Annotated in this window: 16 protein-coding genes and 1 other annotated feature; of the genes, 8 read left to right on the forward strand and 8 right to left on the reverse strand. The window is 53.4% G+C overall.

Annotated features, from left to right (window positions below; genetic code table 11):
• Positions 1-13 precede the first annotated feature (13 nt).
• Together PYW49_RS12645 and PYW49_RS12650 are read left to right on the forward strand one after the other, a co-directional pair.
• On the forward strand, positions 14-418 hold the full coding sequence (locus PYW49_RS12645) for a DUF2946 domain-containing protein (protein ID WP_320386584.1): 405 nt from the start codon (positions 14-16) through the stop codon (positions 416-418).
• 36 nt (positions 419-454) lie between these two features.
• The gene (locus PYW49_RS12650) at positions 455-1,825 is read left to right on the forward strand and encodes a PepSY-associated TM helix domain-containing protein (RefSeq protein WP_320386586.1); all 1,371 of its coding nucleotides are present in this window, start codon (positions 455-457) and stop codon (positions 1,823-1,825) included.
• Positions 1,826-1,827: 2 nt separating this feature from the next.
• On the opposite strand, the gene PYW49_RS12655 is transcribed toward PYW49_RS12650, so the two are convergent.
• From PYW49_RS12655 to PYW49_RS12670, 4 genes are all read right to left on the reverse strand, one after another.
• Positions 1,828-2,313 carry an OmpA family protein gene (locus PYW49_RS12655; RefSeq protein WP_134347264.1) on the reverse strand — a complete coding sequence of 162 codons (486 nt, stop codon included), beginning with the start codon at positions 2,311-2,313 and terminating at the stop codon, positions 1,828-1,830.
• Between the two features lie 12 nt (positions 2,314-2,325).
• Entirely contained in the window at positions 2,326-3,546 is a 1,221-nt protein-coding gene (gene dgcN / locus PYW49_RS12660; protein WP_320386587.1) for a diguanylate cyclase DgcN, read from the reverse strand.
• Positions 3,539-4,090, reverse strand: a complete 552-nt coding sequence (locus PYW49_RS12665; RefSeq protein ID WP_286164084.1) for a YfiR family protein — start codon at positions 4,088-4,090, stop codon at positions 3,539-3,541. The genes dgcN and PYW49_RS12665 overlap by 8 nt, the downstream gene beginning before the upstream one ends.
• Positions 4,091-4,228: 138 nt before the next feature.
• A complete protein-coding gene (locus tag PYW49_RS12670) occupies positions 4,229-4,603 on the reverse strand; it encodes a DUF2799 domain-containing protein (protein WP_320386588.1) in 375 nt (124 codons plus the stop codon).
• A 214-nt stretch (positions 4,604-4,817) separates the two neighbouring features.
• On the opposite strand from PYW49_RS12670, the gene aroF reads away from it, so the two are divergent.
• From aroF to PYW49_RS12685, 3 genes are read left to right on the forward strand one after another with little or no spacing between them, the layout of a single operon-like run.
• The gene (gene aroF, locus PYW49_RS12675) at positions 4,818-5,888 is read left to right on the forward strand and encodes a 3-deoxy-7-phosphoheptulonate synthase AroF (protein WP_028016727.1); all 1,071 of its coding nucleotides are present in this window, start codon (positions 4,818-4,820) and stop codon (positions 5,886-5,888) included.
• A 10-nt stretch (positions 5,889-5,898) separates the two neighbouring features.
• A complete protein-coding gene (gene tyrA / locus PYW49_RS12680) occupies positions 5,899-7,020 on the forward strand; it encodes a bifunctional chorismate mutase/prephenate dehydrogenase (protein ID WP_025759253.1) in 1,122 nt (373 codons plus the stop codon).
• Between the two features lie 60 nt (positions 7,021-7,080).
• Positions 7,081-7,953 (forward strand): SMP-30/gluconolactonase/LRE family protein, encoded by an 873-nt coding sequence (locus PYW49_RS12685; RefSeq protein WP_320386589.1) that lies wholly within the window; start codon positions 7,081-7,083, stop codon positions 7,951-7,953.
• Here PYW49_RS12685 and pheA read toward each other — a convergent pair.
• From pheA to bamD, 4 genes are all read right to left on the reverse strand, one after another.
• Positions 7,950-9,110: a bifunctional chorismate mutase/prephenate dehydratase gene (gene pheA / locus PYW49_RS12690; protein WP_134347269.1), complete on the reverse strand. Its 1,161-nt coding sequence runs from the start codon at positions 9,108-9,110 to the stop codon at positions 7,950-7,952. The genes PYW49_RS12685 and pheA overlap by 4 nt on opposite strands.
• 30 nt (positions 9,111-9,140) lie before the next feature.
• Positions 9,141-9,266: a sequence feature (Phe leader region), on the reverse strand.
• Positions 9,218-9,265: a pheA operon leader peptide PheL gene (gene pheL / locus PYW49_RS12695; RefSeq protein WP_100249759.1), complete on the reverse strand. Its 48-nt coding sequence runs from the start codon at positions 9,263-9,265 to the stop codon at positions 9,218-9,220. It overlaps the preceding feature by 48 nt.
• A gap of 110 nt (positions 9,267-9,376) precedes the next feature.
• Complete coding sequence (gene raiA, locus PYW49_RS12700) at positions 9,377-9,718, reverse strand: ribosome-associated translation inhibitor RaiA (RefSeq protein ID WP_320386590.1); 342 nt, start codon at positions 9,716-9,718, stop codon at positions 9,377-9,379.
• Positions 9,719-9,985: 267 nt separating this feature from the next.
• Entirely contained in the window at positions 9,986-10,723 is a 738-nt protein-coding gene (bamD, locus tag PYW49_RS12705; protein ID WP_023308867.1) for an outer membrane protein assembly factor BamD, read from the reverse strand.
• A gap of 131 nt (positions 10,724-10,854) precedes the next feature.
• Here bamD and rluD point away from each other — a divergent pair, with 131 nt between their 5' ends.
• The 3 genes from rluD (at position 10,855) to clpB (ending at position 15,266) form a co-directional block, all read left to right on the forward strand.
• On the forward strand, positions 10,855-11,835 hold the full coding sequence (gene rluD / locus PYW49_RS12710; RefSeq protein WP_023308866.1) for a 23S rRNA pseudouridine(1911/1915/1917) synthase RluD: 981 nt from the start codon (positions 10,855-10,857) through the stop codon (positions 11,833-11,835).
• Positions 11,832-12,563 (forward strand): purine nucleoside phosphorylase YfiH, encoded by a 732-nt coding sequence (gene yfiH, locus PYW49_RS12715; RefSeq protein ID WP_320386591.1) that lies wholly within the window; start codon positions 11,832-11,834, stop codon positions 12,561-12,563. Before rluD ends, yfiH begins: the two co-directional genes overlap by 4 nt.
• A 129-nt stretch (positions 12,564-12,692) precedes the next feature.
• Positions 12,693-15,266: an ATP-dependent chaperone ClpB gene (gene clpB / locus PYW49_RS12720; RefSeq protein WP_059312524.1), complete on the forward strand. Its 2,574-nt coding sequence runs from the start codon at positions 12,693-12,695 to the stop codon at positions 15,264-15,266.
• Positions 15,267-15,580 lie beyond the last annotated feature (314 nt).

Here is a 15,580-nt window from a genome sequence, read left to right on the forward strand (position 1 = left end):
GAGTGGAGGGGAAGTGGATAACGTACTGCATCAGTATAACCGGAAACGCACAGCGGCCTTGACCGCGCTGTTTGCGATCCTGCTGATCGTGGTGGCGCCGCTTATCTCCGTCTCGCTGCAGAAAGATCCCATGAGCGCCATGCCGGGCATGCATCATGACATGAGCATGATGTCGATGGATGAGCATCAGGGTGATATGCCTCACACGATGCCTGTCGACCATGCGGAAGCGTGCGGCTACTGTGTGCTGTTAGCCCATGTTCCAGGCGTGATGCTGGCGCTGATCGTCCTGCTCAGCGTGGTACTGCAAAGACTTCGTGTCAAACCGCCGCGTCAGGTGGTCAGCCACTGGCACTTTTTCCCCTGGCTTTACCCTGATACTCGCGCGCCGCCGCGGCAGTCTGCTTTTTCCCTTTAAAAAAATCGATAACTTTTTGCCTTAAAAAGGAAAAGTATGACTACCTGCACTCCGCGCGCGGCATGGGGAAACCTGCTGCGTCGCCTTCATTTCTACATTGGGCTGTTTGTCGGCCCGTTTATATTCTTTGCCGCGCTGACCGGTACGCTGTATGTGGCGACCCCGCAGCTGGAAAATGCGCTCTACCGGCATGCGCTCCACACGGATTCCGTGGGCGTGCCGCAGCCTCTGGCGGAGCAAATCGCCGTGGCGGAAAAAACCATTGGTACCGATTTGCGTTTGCACGCCGTCCGTCCAGGGCTGGTTGATGGTGAAACCACCCGCGTGATGTTTGCTGACCCGGCGCTTGGGCCATCGGAAAACCGGGCTATCTTTGTGGATCCGGTAAGCCTGGCGGTGCTGGGGGATATGACGGTATACGGCACCAGCGGGATTTTACCGCTGCGTCAGATCATTGATTACCTGCATACGTCTCTGATGCTGGGCGACGCTGGTCGACTGTATAGCGAACTGGCCGCCTCCTGGATGTGGGTCGCCGCGCTGGGGGGCATTGCCCTGTGGTTTTATACCCGACCCAAACGGCGGATCAACAATCGCTTCCAGAACCGACGTCGCGTGCATGTGACGTTGGGCTGGTCTCTGCTGGGTGGAATGCTGCTGTTCTCAGCAACCGGCCTGACCTGGTCCCAGTGGGCTGGGGGGAACGTTGATAAGCTGCGGGCAGAGATGGACTGGCTAACCCCGCAGGTGAACACGACGCTTTCCGGTCAACACGAGATCGTGGATGAACATGCCGAACACCGTGGCCATCACGGTGGAATGGTGATGCCTGAAATGGTGATGGATTTGACGCGGTTTGATGGGGTGTTAAGCGCGGCACGCAAAGCGGGAATTGATGCCAACAAGCTGGAGATCCGCCCGGCGAAAACGGCGGATCGCGCCTGGACCGTGACGGAAATCGATCGCAGCTGGCCGACCCAGGTGGATGCCGTTGCGGTTGATCCCTCTACGATGCAGGTTCTGGACAGAACCCGATTCGAGGATTTCCCGTTAATGGCAAAACTGACCCGCTGGGGCGTGGATTTCCATATGGGGATCTTATTTGGGCTGGTGAATCAGCTTCTGCTCGTGGCCTTCGGACTTGCCCTGTGCGTGCTTATCATCTGGGGGTACCGGATGTGGTGGATGCGTCGTCCGGCGCAGTCGGCAGTGAATCCGGTGCAGACGCTTTGCCAGAGCTGGCTGGCGCTTTCGGGATGGGGAAGGGGCGTGACGGCGATGATTAGCCTGTTGCTGGGGCTGGCCTTGCCTGTTATGGGCGTGAGTCTGGCGCTGTTTGTTCTGGTGGACTGGCTGCGCTGGCGAGCGGCAACCAGGATGGCGCTCGCCGAATCCTCCGCTAAATAACCCTATGGCGTGCTGATAACCACTGCGACGCGGCGGTTTTCAGCGCGCCCTTGTGGGGTACTGTTGCTCGCAACCGGGTATTTTTGACCTAATCCCTGCGTGGTGAGATTGCTGCGCGGGATATTCGCTCCCTTCGCCCAGGCGTCGGCCACGGCATTCGCGCGTTTTAACGACAGCGCTTCGTTGTAGCTTTCTTCACCGTAATTATCCGTGTGACCGTCCATTCGCGCGTGGTTCAGGCCGGTTTTCGCCAGGCGAGAGGCCATGGACTGGATCTGTGTGTCACTTTGCGGGCGCAGTCTGGCGTCATTTTTATCAAAGAGGATGGTGTCTGACATACCAAGTGACCAGTCACCGTTCAGTTCGTTAAAACCGTAAGACTTCATCGCCGCAATTTGCTCTGGAGTGAATTTGCCTTCAGGCGGCGACTGACAGCCTGCCAGAACCAGTGAGGCCAGTACTAACGGCGCGAAGTATCGTTTTAACATAGTGTATCCTTTCTAACTTATTGTTTTGGTACGCTGGTTTTTAACCTGGTACATATTGCGGTCAGCCCTCTCCAGTAATGCTTCCACGGAAGCATTTTCCCATGCCAGAGCAAAGCCAATGCTGAGTGACATTGATGCTTTTTGTCCGTTATGAAGATCAAACGGACGGATAAACTGCTGCGATAGCGCAGCACAAATGTGTTGAACCTCAAGCTCGGAGTGCACGCCGTAGAGCACCATGGCAAACTCGTCACCGCCAAGGCGGTATGACTGATGACGTTTGTCGCCAAACTCCGTCATCCTGCTGGCGACTTCAATCAGCACGCAGTCTCCTGCCGCGTGTCCCCAGGTGTCGTTGATAAACTTAAAGTTGTCACCGTCGAGGAAAAGCAGGGCCGAGTTTGTTTTGGCAGAGGGGTCGTTCATTAAGGCCGCAATGCTGTTACGAAACGCAGCACGGTTGGCAAGGCCGGTGAGCGGGTCGTGCATGGCGGTACGCAACAGCTGGGCGTTTTTCGCCTGGAGTTTCAGCTGCCACTCTTCCATCTCGTCCAGAAGACTGTTGAAGTCTTCACCAAACTGGTGAAATTCTTCGATACGGCCGTCTTTCACCCGTCGGGAGAAGTTGCGGTTAGTGCGAACATCATGCACGACGTCGGTAATGTTTTGCAGAGCCGTTACCATGCCGTGATGCAAGGACTGGGTAATGGTGAGCGCGACGACGGTAGCAAAAAGAATGCAGCCGGTCAGAACGGCAAACGACATCCAGATAAAATGACTGATGAGACTGTCGCGCGCGGTAAGGTGAATTTCGCCGATCATCGCGCCGTTATGCATGATGGGCTGCGCAACCGGTACGGGGAAAAGCCAGCGACTGACCAGTGCGCCCAGCGTGTCGTTATTATCCTCCGGGTTCCAGGACCAGTAAGCAAACCGCTTTTTATGGGCGTTGGTAACCTCAGCCACGGCAAACTGGCCCTGTTTACCCAGGGCTGCAAGCGTTTCATTGGCCGCCAGCGAATCGTTGAAAACCAGCGAGGCTTCAAGGCTATGGCTCATTGTTGCACCGGTTAATTCAAGATTCTTTTGCGCGTATTGTTTTAGCGTCACGACGGAAGCAAAACAGAGCAACAGCCATATTAACGTCATCGTGATGATGACGCTTATCATGCTGTTTCGCCTCAATGTTCTTTTAAACGTTGGACGTGACGTTGAAGTGAAATCTTTATCCATGCTGCTTATTCCGTGCCAGCATTAATACATCCGGATTGACTCTTACGCCACTGCGCGTCAATGCATCCAGATTGACGGAAAACCGTACCTGGCCGCGATCGATTATCAGGCAAAAGGCACTGCCAATTACACATTCCGGATTTTGCTCTGAGATTAATAGCAATGCTCTGCCCTGATATTGACTAATTAATTCAAGTTGTTTTGCCGGTGATTCAGACCCGAAATATATCGCATCGCACGTCGCGGCCAGGGCTTCCCGATCGTTACGTACAATAACGGGAGTATAAGGTAACTCGCTATGCCCCTCATCGCCGCTGAGGGCATGTGTATAGTGAGAAGTGGCATAGACGCAGAGTTTAGGCTGCCCGGAAAGTGATGGCCATCGCGTATAGCTCACAATGCCTGAGACAATCGAGCGTACCGATTTATCCGTTTCCGTGAGCGTGCCTGCCGTCGCTGGGCCCACCATAAGGAACAGCATTAGCACCAGAGTGAGTCGGAAAAAAGAGATCAAGAATGAATTTCTCACCAGAATCCGCCACATCGCTCCGGAAATAGATGTCCTTAAGAGTTGCGGGCAGAATACCATTGTTTATCAGAGCCGTCATTATGTCAGAAATAGCATGAGGCCGACCTAAGCTAAATCCTACAGTTGCTTATATTCCGGTGGATAAAAACGGAATTAATTCAGTCTGCTGGAACGCATACTTTCATCCATCCCTTTTTGCCATGACGCGCGCAGTTTTGCTGCGTTTTCGGCAGTATCGCAACTGGCAGGGAAAGATTTGCCTGCTGATCCCCAGGCGTGAATAAACCCTTCTTCGCAGACTTTCTTCTGGCCATCGGCATAGCCGCGAAGATATTCACTACGATCGACGTGTGTGTCGTTAAAACTATCGGCCAGAGTTTGGTTATCTTTAACCGGCAGGCCATTCATGGCGTCTTCTTTACCTGCATCAAACCAGGATGGGCTGGTCCAGTCGGGCTGGAAGGTGTAAGGATTGATCTGGCAACCCGATAAAAACAGCGACAACAGCACAAGAGCAATTGAACGCATAGCCATTCTCCTTTTTTCTTCAGCATAGCCTGGCTAAAGAAAATCTGTGTGTAATTTAAAGTTTACATTTTTATTGGCTGATTTTTGCGATAAATTGGCTTCTGTAAACTAATGTGTACGTATTTTGGATTGAAATGTTTACTTTTTATGGTATCGTTGTTTCACCTCTTTGAGGAAAACAACTATCGCAAACGAGCTTTACAGGATCGCCATCATGCAAAAAGACGCGCTGAACAACGTACATATCACTGACGAACAGGTTTTAATCACTCCGGATCAACTGAAAGCGGAATTTCCGCTGAGCGTCGCGCAGGAGGCTCAGATTGAGCACTCTCGCCAGACCATTTCTGACATCATCGCTGGCCGCGATCCGCGCCTGCTGGTGGTATGTGGTCCTTGCTCCATTCACGATCCTGAAACCGCCATTGAGTACGCTCATCGATTTAAAGCATTAGCGGAGGAGGTCAGCGATAGCCTCTATCTGGTGATGCGCGTCTATTTTGAGAAGCCACGGACTACCGTTGGCTGGAAAGGGTTGATTAACGATCCGCACATGGATGGCTCGTTTGATGTGGAAGCTGGCCTGAAGATTGCGCGTCGCCTGCTGGTGGAACTGGTTAGCATGGGGCTGCCGCTGGCAACCGAAGCGCTGGATCCGAACAGTCCGCAGTACCTGGGCGATCTGTTCAGCTGGTCCGCGATTGGCGCGCGTACTACGGAATCGCAAACTCACCGCGAGATGGCGTCTGGCCTGTCGATGCCGGTTGGCTTTAAAAACGGTACTGATGGCAGCCTGGCGACGGCGATCAACGCCATGCGCGCTGCCGCCATGCCGCACCGTTTCGTTGGTATTAACCAGGCGGGCCAGGTATGTCTTCTGCAAACGCAGGGCAACCCGGACGGTCATGTGATCCTGCGCGGCGGTAAAGCCCCGAACTACAGCCCGGCGGACGTGGCTCAATGTGAAAAAGAGATGGAGCAGGCGGGACTGCGCCCGGCACTGATGGTAGATTGCAGTCATGGTAATTCGAATAAAGATTACCGTCGCCAGCCTGCGGTTGCGGAATCCGTGGTCGCACAGATCAAAGATGGCAACCGTTCGATTATCGGTCTGATGATTGAGAGCAATATTCACGAAGGCAATCAATCATCTGAACAACCGCGCAGTGCGATGAAGCATGGCGTATCCGTGACGGATGCCTGCATCAGTTGGGAGACCACCGATGCCCTGCTGCGTGAGATCCATAAAGATTTAAACGGCCAGCTGGCGACGCGTCTGGCTTAAGAGGTTAGTTATGGTTGCTGAATTGACCGCGTTACGCGATCAAATTGATGAAGTGGATAAGGCGCTGCTGGACCTGCTGGCGCGCCGCATGGCACTGGTTGCTGAAGTCGGTGAGGTGAAAAGCAAATACGGCCTGCCGATTTACGTTCCGGAGCGCGAAGCCTCAATGCTGGCCTCTCGTCGTAAAGAGGCGCAGGCGCTGGGTGTTTCACCGGATTTGATAGAAGATGTTCTGCGTCGCGTGATGCGGGAATCCTATTCCAGCGAAAACGACAAGGGCTTCAAAACGCTTTGTCCGTCCCTGCGTCCGGTGGTGATTGTCGGCGGGGCAGGACAGATGGGGCGTCTGTTTGAAAAAATGCTGACGCTTTCCGGCTATCAGGTACGCATTCTGGAAAAAGAGGACTGGGCGCAGGCACCGGAACTCATGAAAGATGCCGGGATGGTTATCGTCAGCGTACCAATCCACGTGACGGAGCAGATCATCGGAAAGCTTCCTCCTTTACCAAAGGATTGCATCCTGGTAGACCTGGCCTCCGTCAAAAATGGTCCGCTGCAGGCAATGCTAGCTGCGCATACCGGCCCGGTGCTGGGCCTGCACCCGATGTTTGGCCCGGACAGCGGCAGCCTGGCTAAGCAGGTGGTGGTTTACTGTGACGGCCGTCAGCCGGAAGCCTATCAGTGGTTCCTGGAACAGATTCAGGTCTGGGGCGCGCGGCTGCACCGCATCAGCGCGGTCGAGCACGATCAGAATATGGCGTTCATTCAGGCGCTGCGCCACTTCGCCACGTTTGCCTACGGTCTGCATCTGGCGGAAGAGAACGTGCAGCTTGAACAGCTGCTGGCGCTCTCTTCACCTATTTATCGTCTGGAGCTGGCGATGGTTGGGCGTCTGTTTGCACAGGATCCGCAGCTTTACGCGGATATTATTATGTCGTCCGAAAACAACCTGGCGCTCATCAAGCGCTACTATCAGCGGTTTGGTGAAGCCATCACGCTGCTGGAGCACGGAGACAAGCAGGCGTTTATCGACAGCTTCCGCAAGGTCGAACACTGGTTTGGCGATTACGCGCAGCGTTTCCAGAGTGAGAGCCGCACGCTGTTGCGCCAGGCAAATGACAGTCGCCAGTAATGCGATGATGTATATACTAAAAGCCAGCATCGCTGGCTTTTTTCATTTTGGGGAACTGTCATGGCCGAACCGCAGCTGCTGTTGAATTACACCGGGCATCTGCCTGAATGCCCGACGTGGAGCGCAGAAGAGCACGCGCTCTACTGGGCCGATATTCTGGAAGGGGAGATCCACCGATACCATCTGCCGACGGCGGAACACGCCGTGCTCTCTTTCCATGAGGAGGTGGGCTGTTTCGCGCTGCGCGAGCGCGGCGGGTTTATCGTCGCCATGCGCAATGGCATCTGGCTTGCCGATAAGCATGGCCTCCTGCAGCGCAAGGTGTGCGATAACCCCTCAAACCCGCAGCTCGCACGTTTTAATGATGGCGGAACCGATCCTCAGGGGCGATTCTACGCGGGCACGTTTTGGGGGCCGGGAGATTACAACGGTGCCCTGCTGATGCGGATCGACAACGACCTGACGCCGAAAGTGATCCAGTGTGATATTCACGGGCACAACGGTTTAGCGTTTAGTCCGGATAATCAGTGGATGTTTACTTCAGACACGCCAAATGGCGTGATTTACCGTACGCCGCTTGATGAGCAGGGCGAACCGGGAAGGCGCGAAGTGTTTCGTCAGTTTAAAGAGGGTGAGGGGATACCGGACGGCGCGGCAATGGATGTGGAGGGCTGCTACTGGAGCGCGCTGTTTGACGGCTGGCGTATTGCGCGTTTTTCTCCGCAAGGGGAGCAGCTGGAAGCATATCAAATGCCGGTACGTTGTCCGACGATGGTCTGCTTTGGCGGCGATGATATGAAAACGCTGTTTATTACCACCACGCGGGAAAATATGGATGCGGAGGAGGTGGCGAAGTATCCGCTCTCCGGCGCCATCTTCACCCTGCCCGTTAACGTGGCAGGGATGAAGAAAGGCCGCTTTATCGAACGTTAGCTCGGATCGACCGGCACGACGTTTTCGCTCGGATAGCAGCCCAGCACTTTCATGGAGCGGGTGATTTCACCCAGCTCGCGCAGGGCTTTCTGCATGGAAGCTGACTCCAGGTTGGCCTGGATATCGAGGTAAAACATCTCTTCCCACGGGTTACCGTGGATCGGACGTGATTCCAGCCTGGTCATGATCAGGTTGTGGTTACGCAGCACCAGCAGGGCTTCAACCAGCGCGCCGGCCTGCTGGCCGGTTGCCATCAGCAGCGTGGTTTTGGCCGGTACCTGGTCAGAGACGTTAATTGCTTTACGGGCCAGCACCACGAAGCGGGTGATATTTTGCGTCTGGTTTGCCAGATTGCGTTCCAGAACCTGTAAACCATACAGCGCACCGCCCGCTTCGCTGCCGAGCGCAGCGACGGTTGGGGAGTTAGCCTGAACCACTTTTTCCATCGCCGCTGAGGTGCTTTCGGTGTACTCAATTTTCCAGTTCGGATAGCGGTTCAGGAACTGGCTGCACTGCTGGAACGGCTGTGGATGGCTGTAGACCGTTTCGATCTTGCTCAGGTCCGTTGTGCCGGAGACCAGCACGCAGTGATCGATAGGGATCGTCAGCTCCCCTACCAGGGACAGGCTGGTGTGCTGCAGCAAATCGTAGACGTCGTTGATGGCGCCGGAGCTGGTATTTTCAATCGGCACCACGGCGTAATCCGCCTGGCCGGTCTCGACCTGATTGAAAATATCGGCGAATTTTGCGCAGCCGCTCTCAATAAATTCTTCGAAATGGCGTGCGGCATACTGACGTGCGGCCAGGTGAGAATAAGAGCCCTTTGGACCGAGGAAAGCGATACGCGCAGAGTGAGGATTGGTTTTATTGAGATGCTGCTGGAGTAGCGCTTGCTGGGTCAGAACGGAGTCTTCAATGATGAGCTGGAACAACCGGGTGATGTAGTGGGCATCGAGGTGATGCGCTTTGCCGAGTTGAATGAGTCGTTCCAGCAGATCGCGCTCGCGGTCAATATCACGGACCGGGCGATGGGAGTCCAGCTTGGCTTTGCCCACTTCAACGGCAAGGGCGCGGCGTTCGGCCAGCAGTGCCAGTAATTTCTCATCCAGCGCGCTGATTTTTACTCGCAGATCCAGTAAAGGGTTTTCCGGTGTCATAGTGTTGCCTGTCTCATATTATCGTTATCAATAAAAAAGGCCCCCCGGTGTGGGAGGCCTTGTTGTTCGTCTTCGCATTCTTTATCACACGACGAAACGCCTCCCGTTCAAGGGAAGGTAAAAAAGAATGCGAAGAAGAACGGCGTAAGTTTCATAAAGTCATCCTGTGATTGATACCGTTAAAGTACCCGCACTGTTTTCACCCTGTCAATAAAAAACAAAAAACGCGCCCGAAGGCGCGTTGGCGGTACACTCAATTTAAAGGATTACTCTTCTTCAACTTCTTCCGCGAAGCTGGTGTCTTTCACCGATGTTGTGGCGCGACGGGCTTCACCTTTGTGTTGCACTTTATTGAGCTGCCGTTCCAGCTTGTTGATCAAATCGTTAATTGCAGTGTACATATCCTCATGTTTTGCGCTGGCGACCAGATGGCCGTTTGGAGTATTGATAGTTGCGTCAGCGATGAAACCCTGCGGCTCCTTGGACAGGATGATATGTGGATTAATCAAATGAGTTTGCCATTTATCCAGTTTGGCGAGACGGTCTGCGACGTGCTGGCGAATTGCCGGAGTAATTTCCATTTGTTTACTGGTAATGTTCATTGTCATAAATTTTACCTCTTGTCTTTCCGTCTTGGTGATTCCAGCATACCCGACCTAATGTCAAAATGTGTGATTTAGATCACGTTATTTTGTCGGTTTTTGTCAGGGAATCTTTTTTGTGAGGCAGGGCAGGAAGAGGTGAGATTTACCTTGTGGAAGGCAAAAATTGGAGCCATAGTTGACTGGATGTGTTGGGGCTAACGCGCTTCAGCCGCGCTCTGAAATGAATAAAAAAACGGCAGCCTTCGGCTGCCGTTTTGCATTGAGGCAATATCAGGTATTGCTACTGTTCGCGGCGATGATTTTCGCCACTTTTTCAGCCTGAGCGGTCATCTGCATTTGACGGTAAGCATTTTCCATCAGCTTCAGGCCGTCGCGCGTTGCCTGAGTATCCGGATAATCACGCAGCATACCTTCTACGCGGTTAACCACGGCAACCCATGCGCCACGGCGGGTATAGTATTCCGCCACGGAGTATTCATATTTCGCCAGACGATCTTTCAGGAACACCAGACGTTTGGTCGCGTCGGTCACGTACTGACTGTTTGGATAGCCGCGAACCAGTTTGGAGAAGTCATTGAAGGCGTCACGCGCATGCTGCGGGTCACGGTCGGAACGATCCACGCCGAAGAAACCCTGCAGAGCACTGTCATCCAGCGCCATGTTGGTGAGACCGCGCATGTACATTACATAGTCGATGTTAGGATGAGTCGGGTTCAGACGCATGAAACGATCGATAGTTGCCTGAGCCAGCGGCAGATCGGCATTTTTATAGTATGCGTAGATGAGATCTAACTGTACCTGCTGTGAATACGGACCAAATGGATAGCGATTATCCAACGCTTCCAGTTGCGTTATCGCCTGTTTCCAGTTACCGTCCTGCAACTTTTGTTGTGCAGTCGCATAGATTTCATTCGGCGGATTGTCAGGGACCTGTTCATTTGAACCGGAGCAGCCCACCAAAGCCAGGCTCAACGTGGCCGCTGCCACCAGATATTTCATGCGCGTCATGACGTTTTGACTTTCCTCAAATGTTTGTCCGGGAGAAACTCTGTTCCTGCTCCCGATTAAGACCAGCTACAATAGCACACTATATTAAACGGCAAAGCCGTAAAACCCAACGTTAAACGAAGAAGCAGTTTATGGCACAACGAGTAGAACTCACCGCAACAGTCTCCGAAAATCAGCTCGGTCAACGCTTAGATCAGGCTTTGGCCGAATTGTTCCCTGATTATTCGCGTTCACGCATAAAAGAATGGATCCTTGACCAGCGCGTACTGGTAAACGGCAAGATCTGGGACAAACCAAAAGAGAAAGTGTTAGGTGGGGAAGCTGTCGCCATCAATGCTGAAATCGAAGAGGAAATCCGCTTCGAGCCGCAGGATATCCCACTGGACATCGTCTATGAAGATGATGACATTCTGGTTATCAACAAGCCGCGCGACCTGGTTGTTCATCCGGGCGCGGGGAACCCTGACGGTACGGTACTTAACGCACTTCTCCATTATTATCCGCCGATCGCGGATGTCCCGCGCGCGGGCATCGTGCACCGTCTGGATAAAGATACTACCGGTCTGATGGTGGTCGCGAAGACCGTTCCTGCTCAGACCCGTCTGGTGGAATCGCTGCAGCTGCGCGAAATTACCCGTGAGTATGAAGCGGTAGCCATTGGCCATATGACCTCTGGCGGTACGGTGGAAGAGCCAATCAGCCGTCACCCAACCAAACGTACTCATATGTCGGTGCATCCGATGGGTAAACCGGCGGTGACGCACTATCGCATTATGGAACACTTCCGCATTCATACGCGCCTGCGTCTGCGTCTGGAAACCGGGCGTACTCACCAGATCCGTGTGCATATGGCACACATTACCCATCCGCTGGTGGGGGATCAGGTCTACGGTGGTCGTCCACGTCCGCCTAAAGGCGCGTCGGATGAGTTCATCAGCGTATTGCGTAAATTTGATCGTCAGGCACTGCACGCGACTATGCTGCGCCTTTACCACCCTATCACCGGTATTCAGATGGAGTGGCACGCGCCTATCCCGCAGGATATGGTGGACCTTATTGACGCTATGCGTGCTGATTTTGAAGAACATAAGGATCAAGTGGACTGGTTATGACCAAACTGATTGTCCCGGAGTGGCCATTGCCTGAAGGCGTGGCTGCCTGCAGTTCAGCCCGTATTGGCGGCGTTAGCCAGGGGGCGTGGGAGTCTTTGAATCTCGGCGCGCACTGTGGCGACAACCTGGAACACGTTGAAGAGAACCGCAGGCGTCTGTTTGCTGCGGGGAACTTGCCGTCGAAGCCGGTCTGGCTGGAACAGGTTCACGGTAAAGCGGTGCTGAAGTTAACGGGGGAACCCTATGCTTCTAAACGCGCCGATGCCTCTTACAGCAATACTCCGGGAACCGTTTGTGCCGTGATGACCGCCGATTGCCTGCCCGTTCTGTTTTGTAACCGTGCAGGTACCGAGGTTGCAGCCGCACATGCGGGTTGGCGTGGCCTGTGTGAAGGCGTGCTGGAAGAGACAGTTGCCTGCTTTAACGCTGAGCCAGCCAATATCATGGCCTGGCTTGGCCCGGCTATTGGTCCTCGCGCATTTGAAGTTGGGGCTGAGGTCCGCGAAGCCTTTATGGAAAAGGATCCGCAAGCAGTGGAAGCTTTCCTGCCTTCGGGGGATAAATATCTGGCCGATATTTACCAACTCGCTCGCCAGCGTTTGAATAACATGGGCGTGACGCAGATCTCAGGCGGCGATCGCTGTACCTTCACCGAAAAGGGTGATTTTTTCTCTTATCGCCGCGACAAGACGACGGGTCGTATGGCAAGTTTTATTTGGCTGATATAACCTAAAGAATCAAGACGATCCGGTACGTGCCGTTTTCTTTTCACATAATTCAGGTCATTAACCTTGAATAATTGAGGGATGACCTCATTTAATCTCCAGTAGCAAATTTGACCTGTTATGGGAGGAGTTATGCGTCTGGATCGTCTTACTAATAAATTCCAGCTTGCTCTCGCCGATGCCCAGTCCCTTGCACTGGGGCACGACAACCAATTTATCGAACCTCTTCATTTAATGAGCGCCTTGCTGAATCAGGAAGGGGGATCGGTACGTCCTTTATTAACGTCTGCTGGCATTAATGCTGGCCAGTTACGCACCGCTATCGATCAGGCGCTGAGCCGTTTACCGCAGGTCGAAGGGACCGGCGGCGACGTCCAGCCGTCGCAGGATCTTGTGCGTGTGCTGAACCTTTGCGACAAGCTGGCGCAAAAACGTGGGGACAACTTTATTTCGTCGGAACTGTTTGTTCTGGCGGCACTTGAATCACGCGGTACCTTGACCGACCTGCTGAAATCTGCCGGTGCAACCACCGCCAATGTGACTCAGGCGATTGAGAAAATGCGCGGAGGTGAAAGCGTGAACGATCAGGGAGCCGAAGACCAACGTCAGGCTTTGAAGAAATTTACGGTCGATCTGACCGAACGAGCTGAACAGGGCAAACTTGACCCGGTGATCGGCCGTGACGAAGAGATTCGCCGTACTATTCAGGTACTGCAACGTCGTACCAAGAACAACCCGGTACTTATTGGTGAGCCGGGTGTCGGTAAAACCGCCATTGTTGAAGGCCTGGCGCAGCGTATCGTGAACGGTGAAGTGCCGGAAGGTCTGAAAGGACGCCGCGTACTGGCGCTGGATATGGGCGCGCTGGTGGCCGGTGCGAAGTACCGCGGTGAGTTCGAAGAGCGTCTGAAAGGCGTGCTTAACGATCTGGCAAAACAGGAAGGCAACGTCATTCTGTTTATTGATGAATTGCACACCATGGTCGGCGCCGGTAAAGCTGACGGCGCGATGGATGCCGGGAACATGCTGAAACCTGCGCTGGCGCGTGGTGAACTTCACTGTGTCGGTGCCACTACACTTGATGAGTATCGTCAGTACATTGAGAAAGATGCTGCTCTGGAACGTCGTTTCCAGAAAGTGTTTGTTGCTGAGCCAAGCGTTGAAGATACCATTGCGATTTTGCGTGGACTGAAAGAGCGCTATGAACTGCACCACCATGTGCAGATCACTGACCCGGCCATCGTTGCGGCAGCGACGCTTTCGCATCGTTATATTGCTGACCGTCAGCTGCCAGATAAAGCTATCGACCTGATCGATGAAGCGGCATCAAGCATTCGTATGCAGATTGACTCGAAACCGGAAGAGCTGGACCGACTCGACCGACGAATCATTCAGCTCAAGCTGGAACAGCAGGCGCTGAAGAAAGAGTCTGATGAAGCCAGTAAGAAACGCCTGGATATGCTCAATGAAGAACTGGACGATAAAGAGCGTCAGTATTCTGAATTAGAAGAAGAGTGGAAAGCCGAGAAAGCCTCGCTTTCTGGCACTCAGACCATTAAGGCTGAACTCGAACAGGCAAAAATTGCCATTGAGCAGGCTCGTCGTGTGGGCGATTTGGCGCGCATGTCTGAACTGCAGTACGGCAAAATTCCTGAACTAGAAAAACAGCTTGAGATTGCGACGCAATCGGAAGGTAAAACGATGCGTCTGTTACGTAATAAAGTGACGGATGCTGAAATCGCGGAAGTTCTTGCTCGCTGGACCGGTATTCCCGTAGCGCGCATGCTTGAAGGTGAGCGTGAAAAACTGCTGCGCATGGAGCAAGATCTCCACAACCGGGTGATCGGCCAGAACGAAGCAGTTGAAGCGGTATCGAATGCTATTCGTCGTAGCCGTGCAGGGCTTTCCGATCCGAATCGTCCGATTGGTTCGTTCCTGTTCCTGGGGCCGACCGGTGTTGGTAAAACCGAGCTGTGCAAAGCGCTGGCTAACTTTATGTTCGACAGCGACGATGCGATGGTGCGTATCGACATGTCCGAGTTTATGGAGAAACACTCCGTCTCGCGTCTGGTCGGTGCGCCTCCGGGATACGTTGGTTATGAGGAAGGGGGGTATCTGACTGAAGCGGTGCGCCGCCGTCCTTATTCCGTCATCCTGCTGGATGAAGTGGAAAAAGCGCATCCGGATGTGTTCAACATTCTGCTTCAGGTCCTGGATGATGGCCGTCTGACCGACGGGCAGGGGAGAACGGTCGACTTCCGTAATACGGTTGTCATTATGACCTCGAACCTGGGTTCCGATTTGATTCAGGAACGTTTTGGTGAACTGGACTATAGCCATATGAAGGATCTGGTGCTTGGTGTGGTCAGCCAAAACTTCCGTCCGGAGTTTATCAACCGTATTGATGAAGTGGTGGTCTTTCATCCTCTGGGTGAGAAACACATTGCGTCGATTGCGCAGATCCAGCTGCAGCGTCTGTATAAACGTCTGGAAGAGCGTGGATATGAAATTCACATCTCCGACGATGCGCTGAAACTGCTGAGTGAGAATGGTTACGATCCGGTGTACGGTGCGCGTCCATTAAAACGCGCTATCCAGCAGCAGATCGAAAACCCGCTGGCGCAGCAGATCCTCTCCGGAGAGTTGATTCCAGGCAAAGTTATCCGTCTGGAAGCCAACGACGATCGCATTGTGGCAGTGCAGTAAGTCACAAAACGCAAAAACGAGCCGCTTGCGGCTCGTTTTTGTTTAAAAACCAGGCGAAAATTGAGGTCTGGAACAAGGTTTGCCTGGAAAGTGAGCAGTCAGTAAATAATTTTCACTTTATCCTTGCAGGTTCGGAATTACTCCCTATAATGCGCCTCCACTGACACGGAGCAACGGCACACACGCCGCCGGGTCAGCAGAGAAAAGCGAAAATAAGCGCTTGACTCTGAATGAGGAAAACGTAATATACGGGACCTCGCAACGGTGAGCGAAAGCCGCGTTGCACTGCTCTTTAACAATTTATCAGACAATCT

The organism is Enterobacter chinensis (assembly GCF_034008295.1).
Classification (GTDB): Bacteria; Pseudomonadota; Gammaproteobacteria; order Enterobacterales; family Enterobacteriaceae; genus Enterobacter; species Enterobacter chinensis.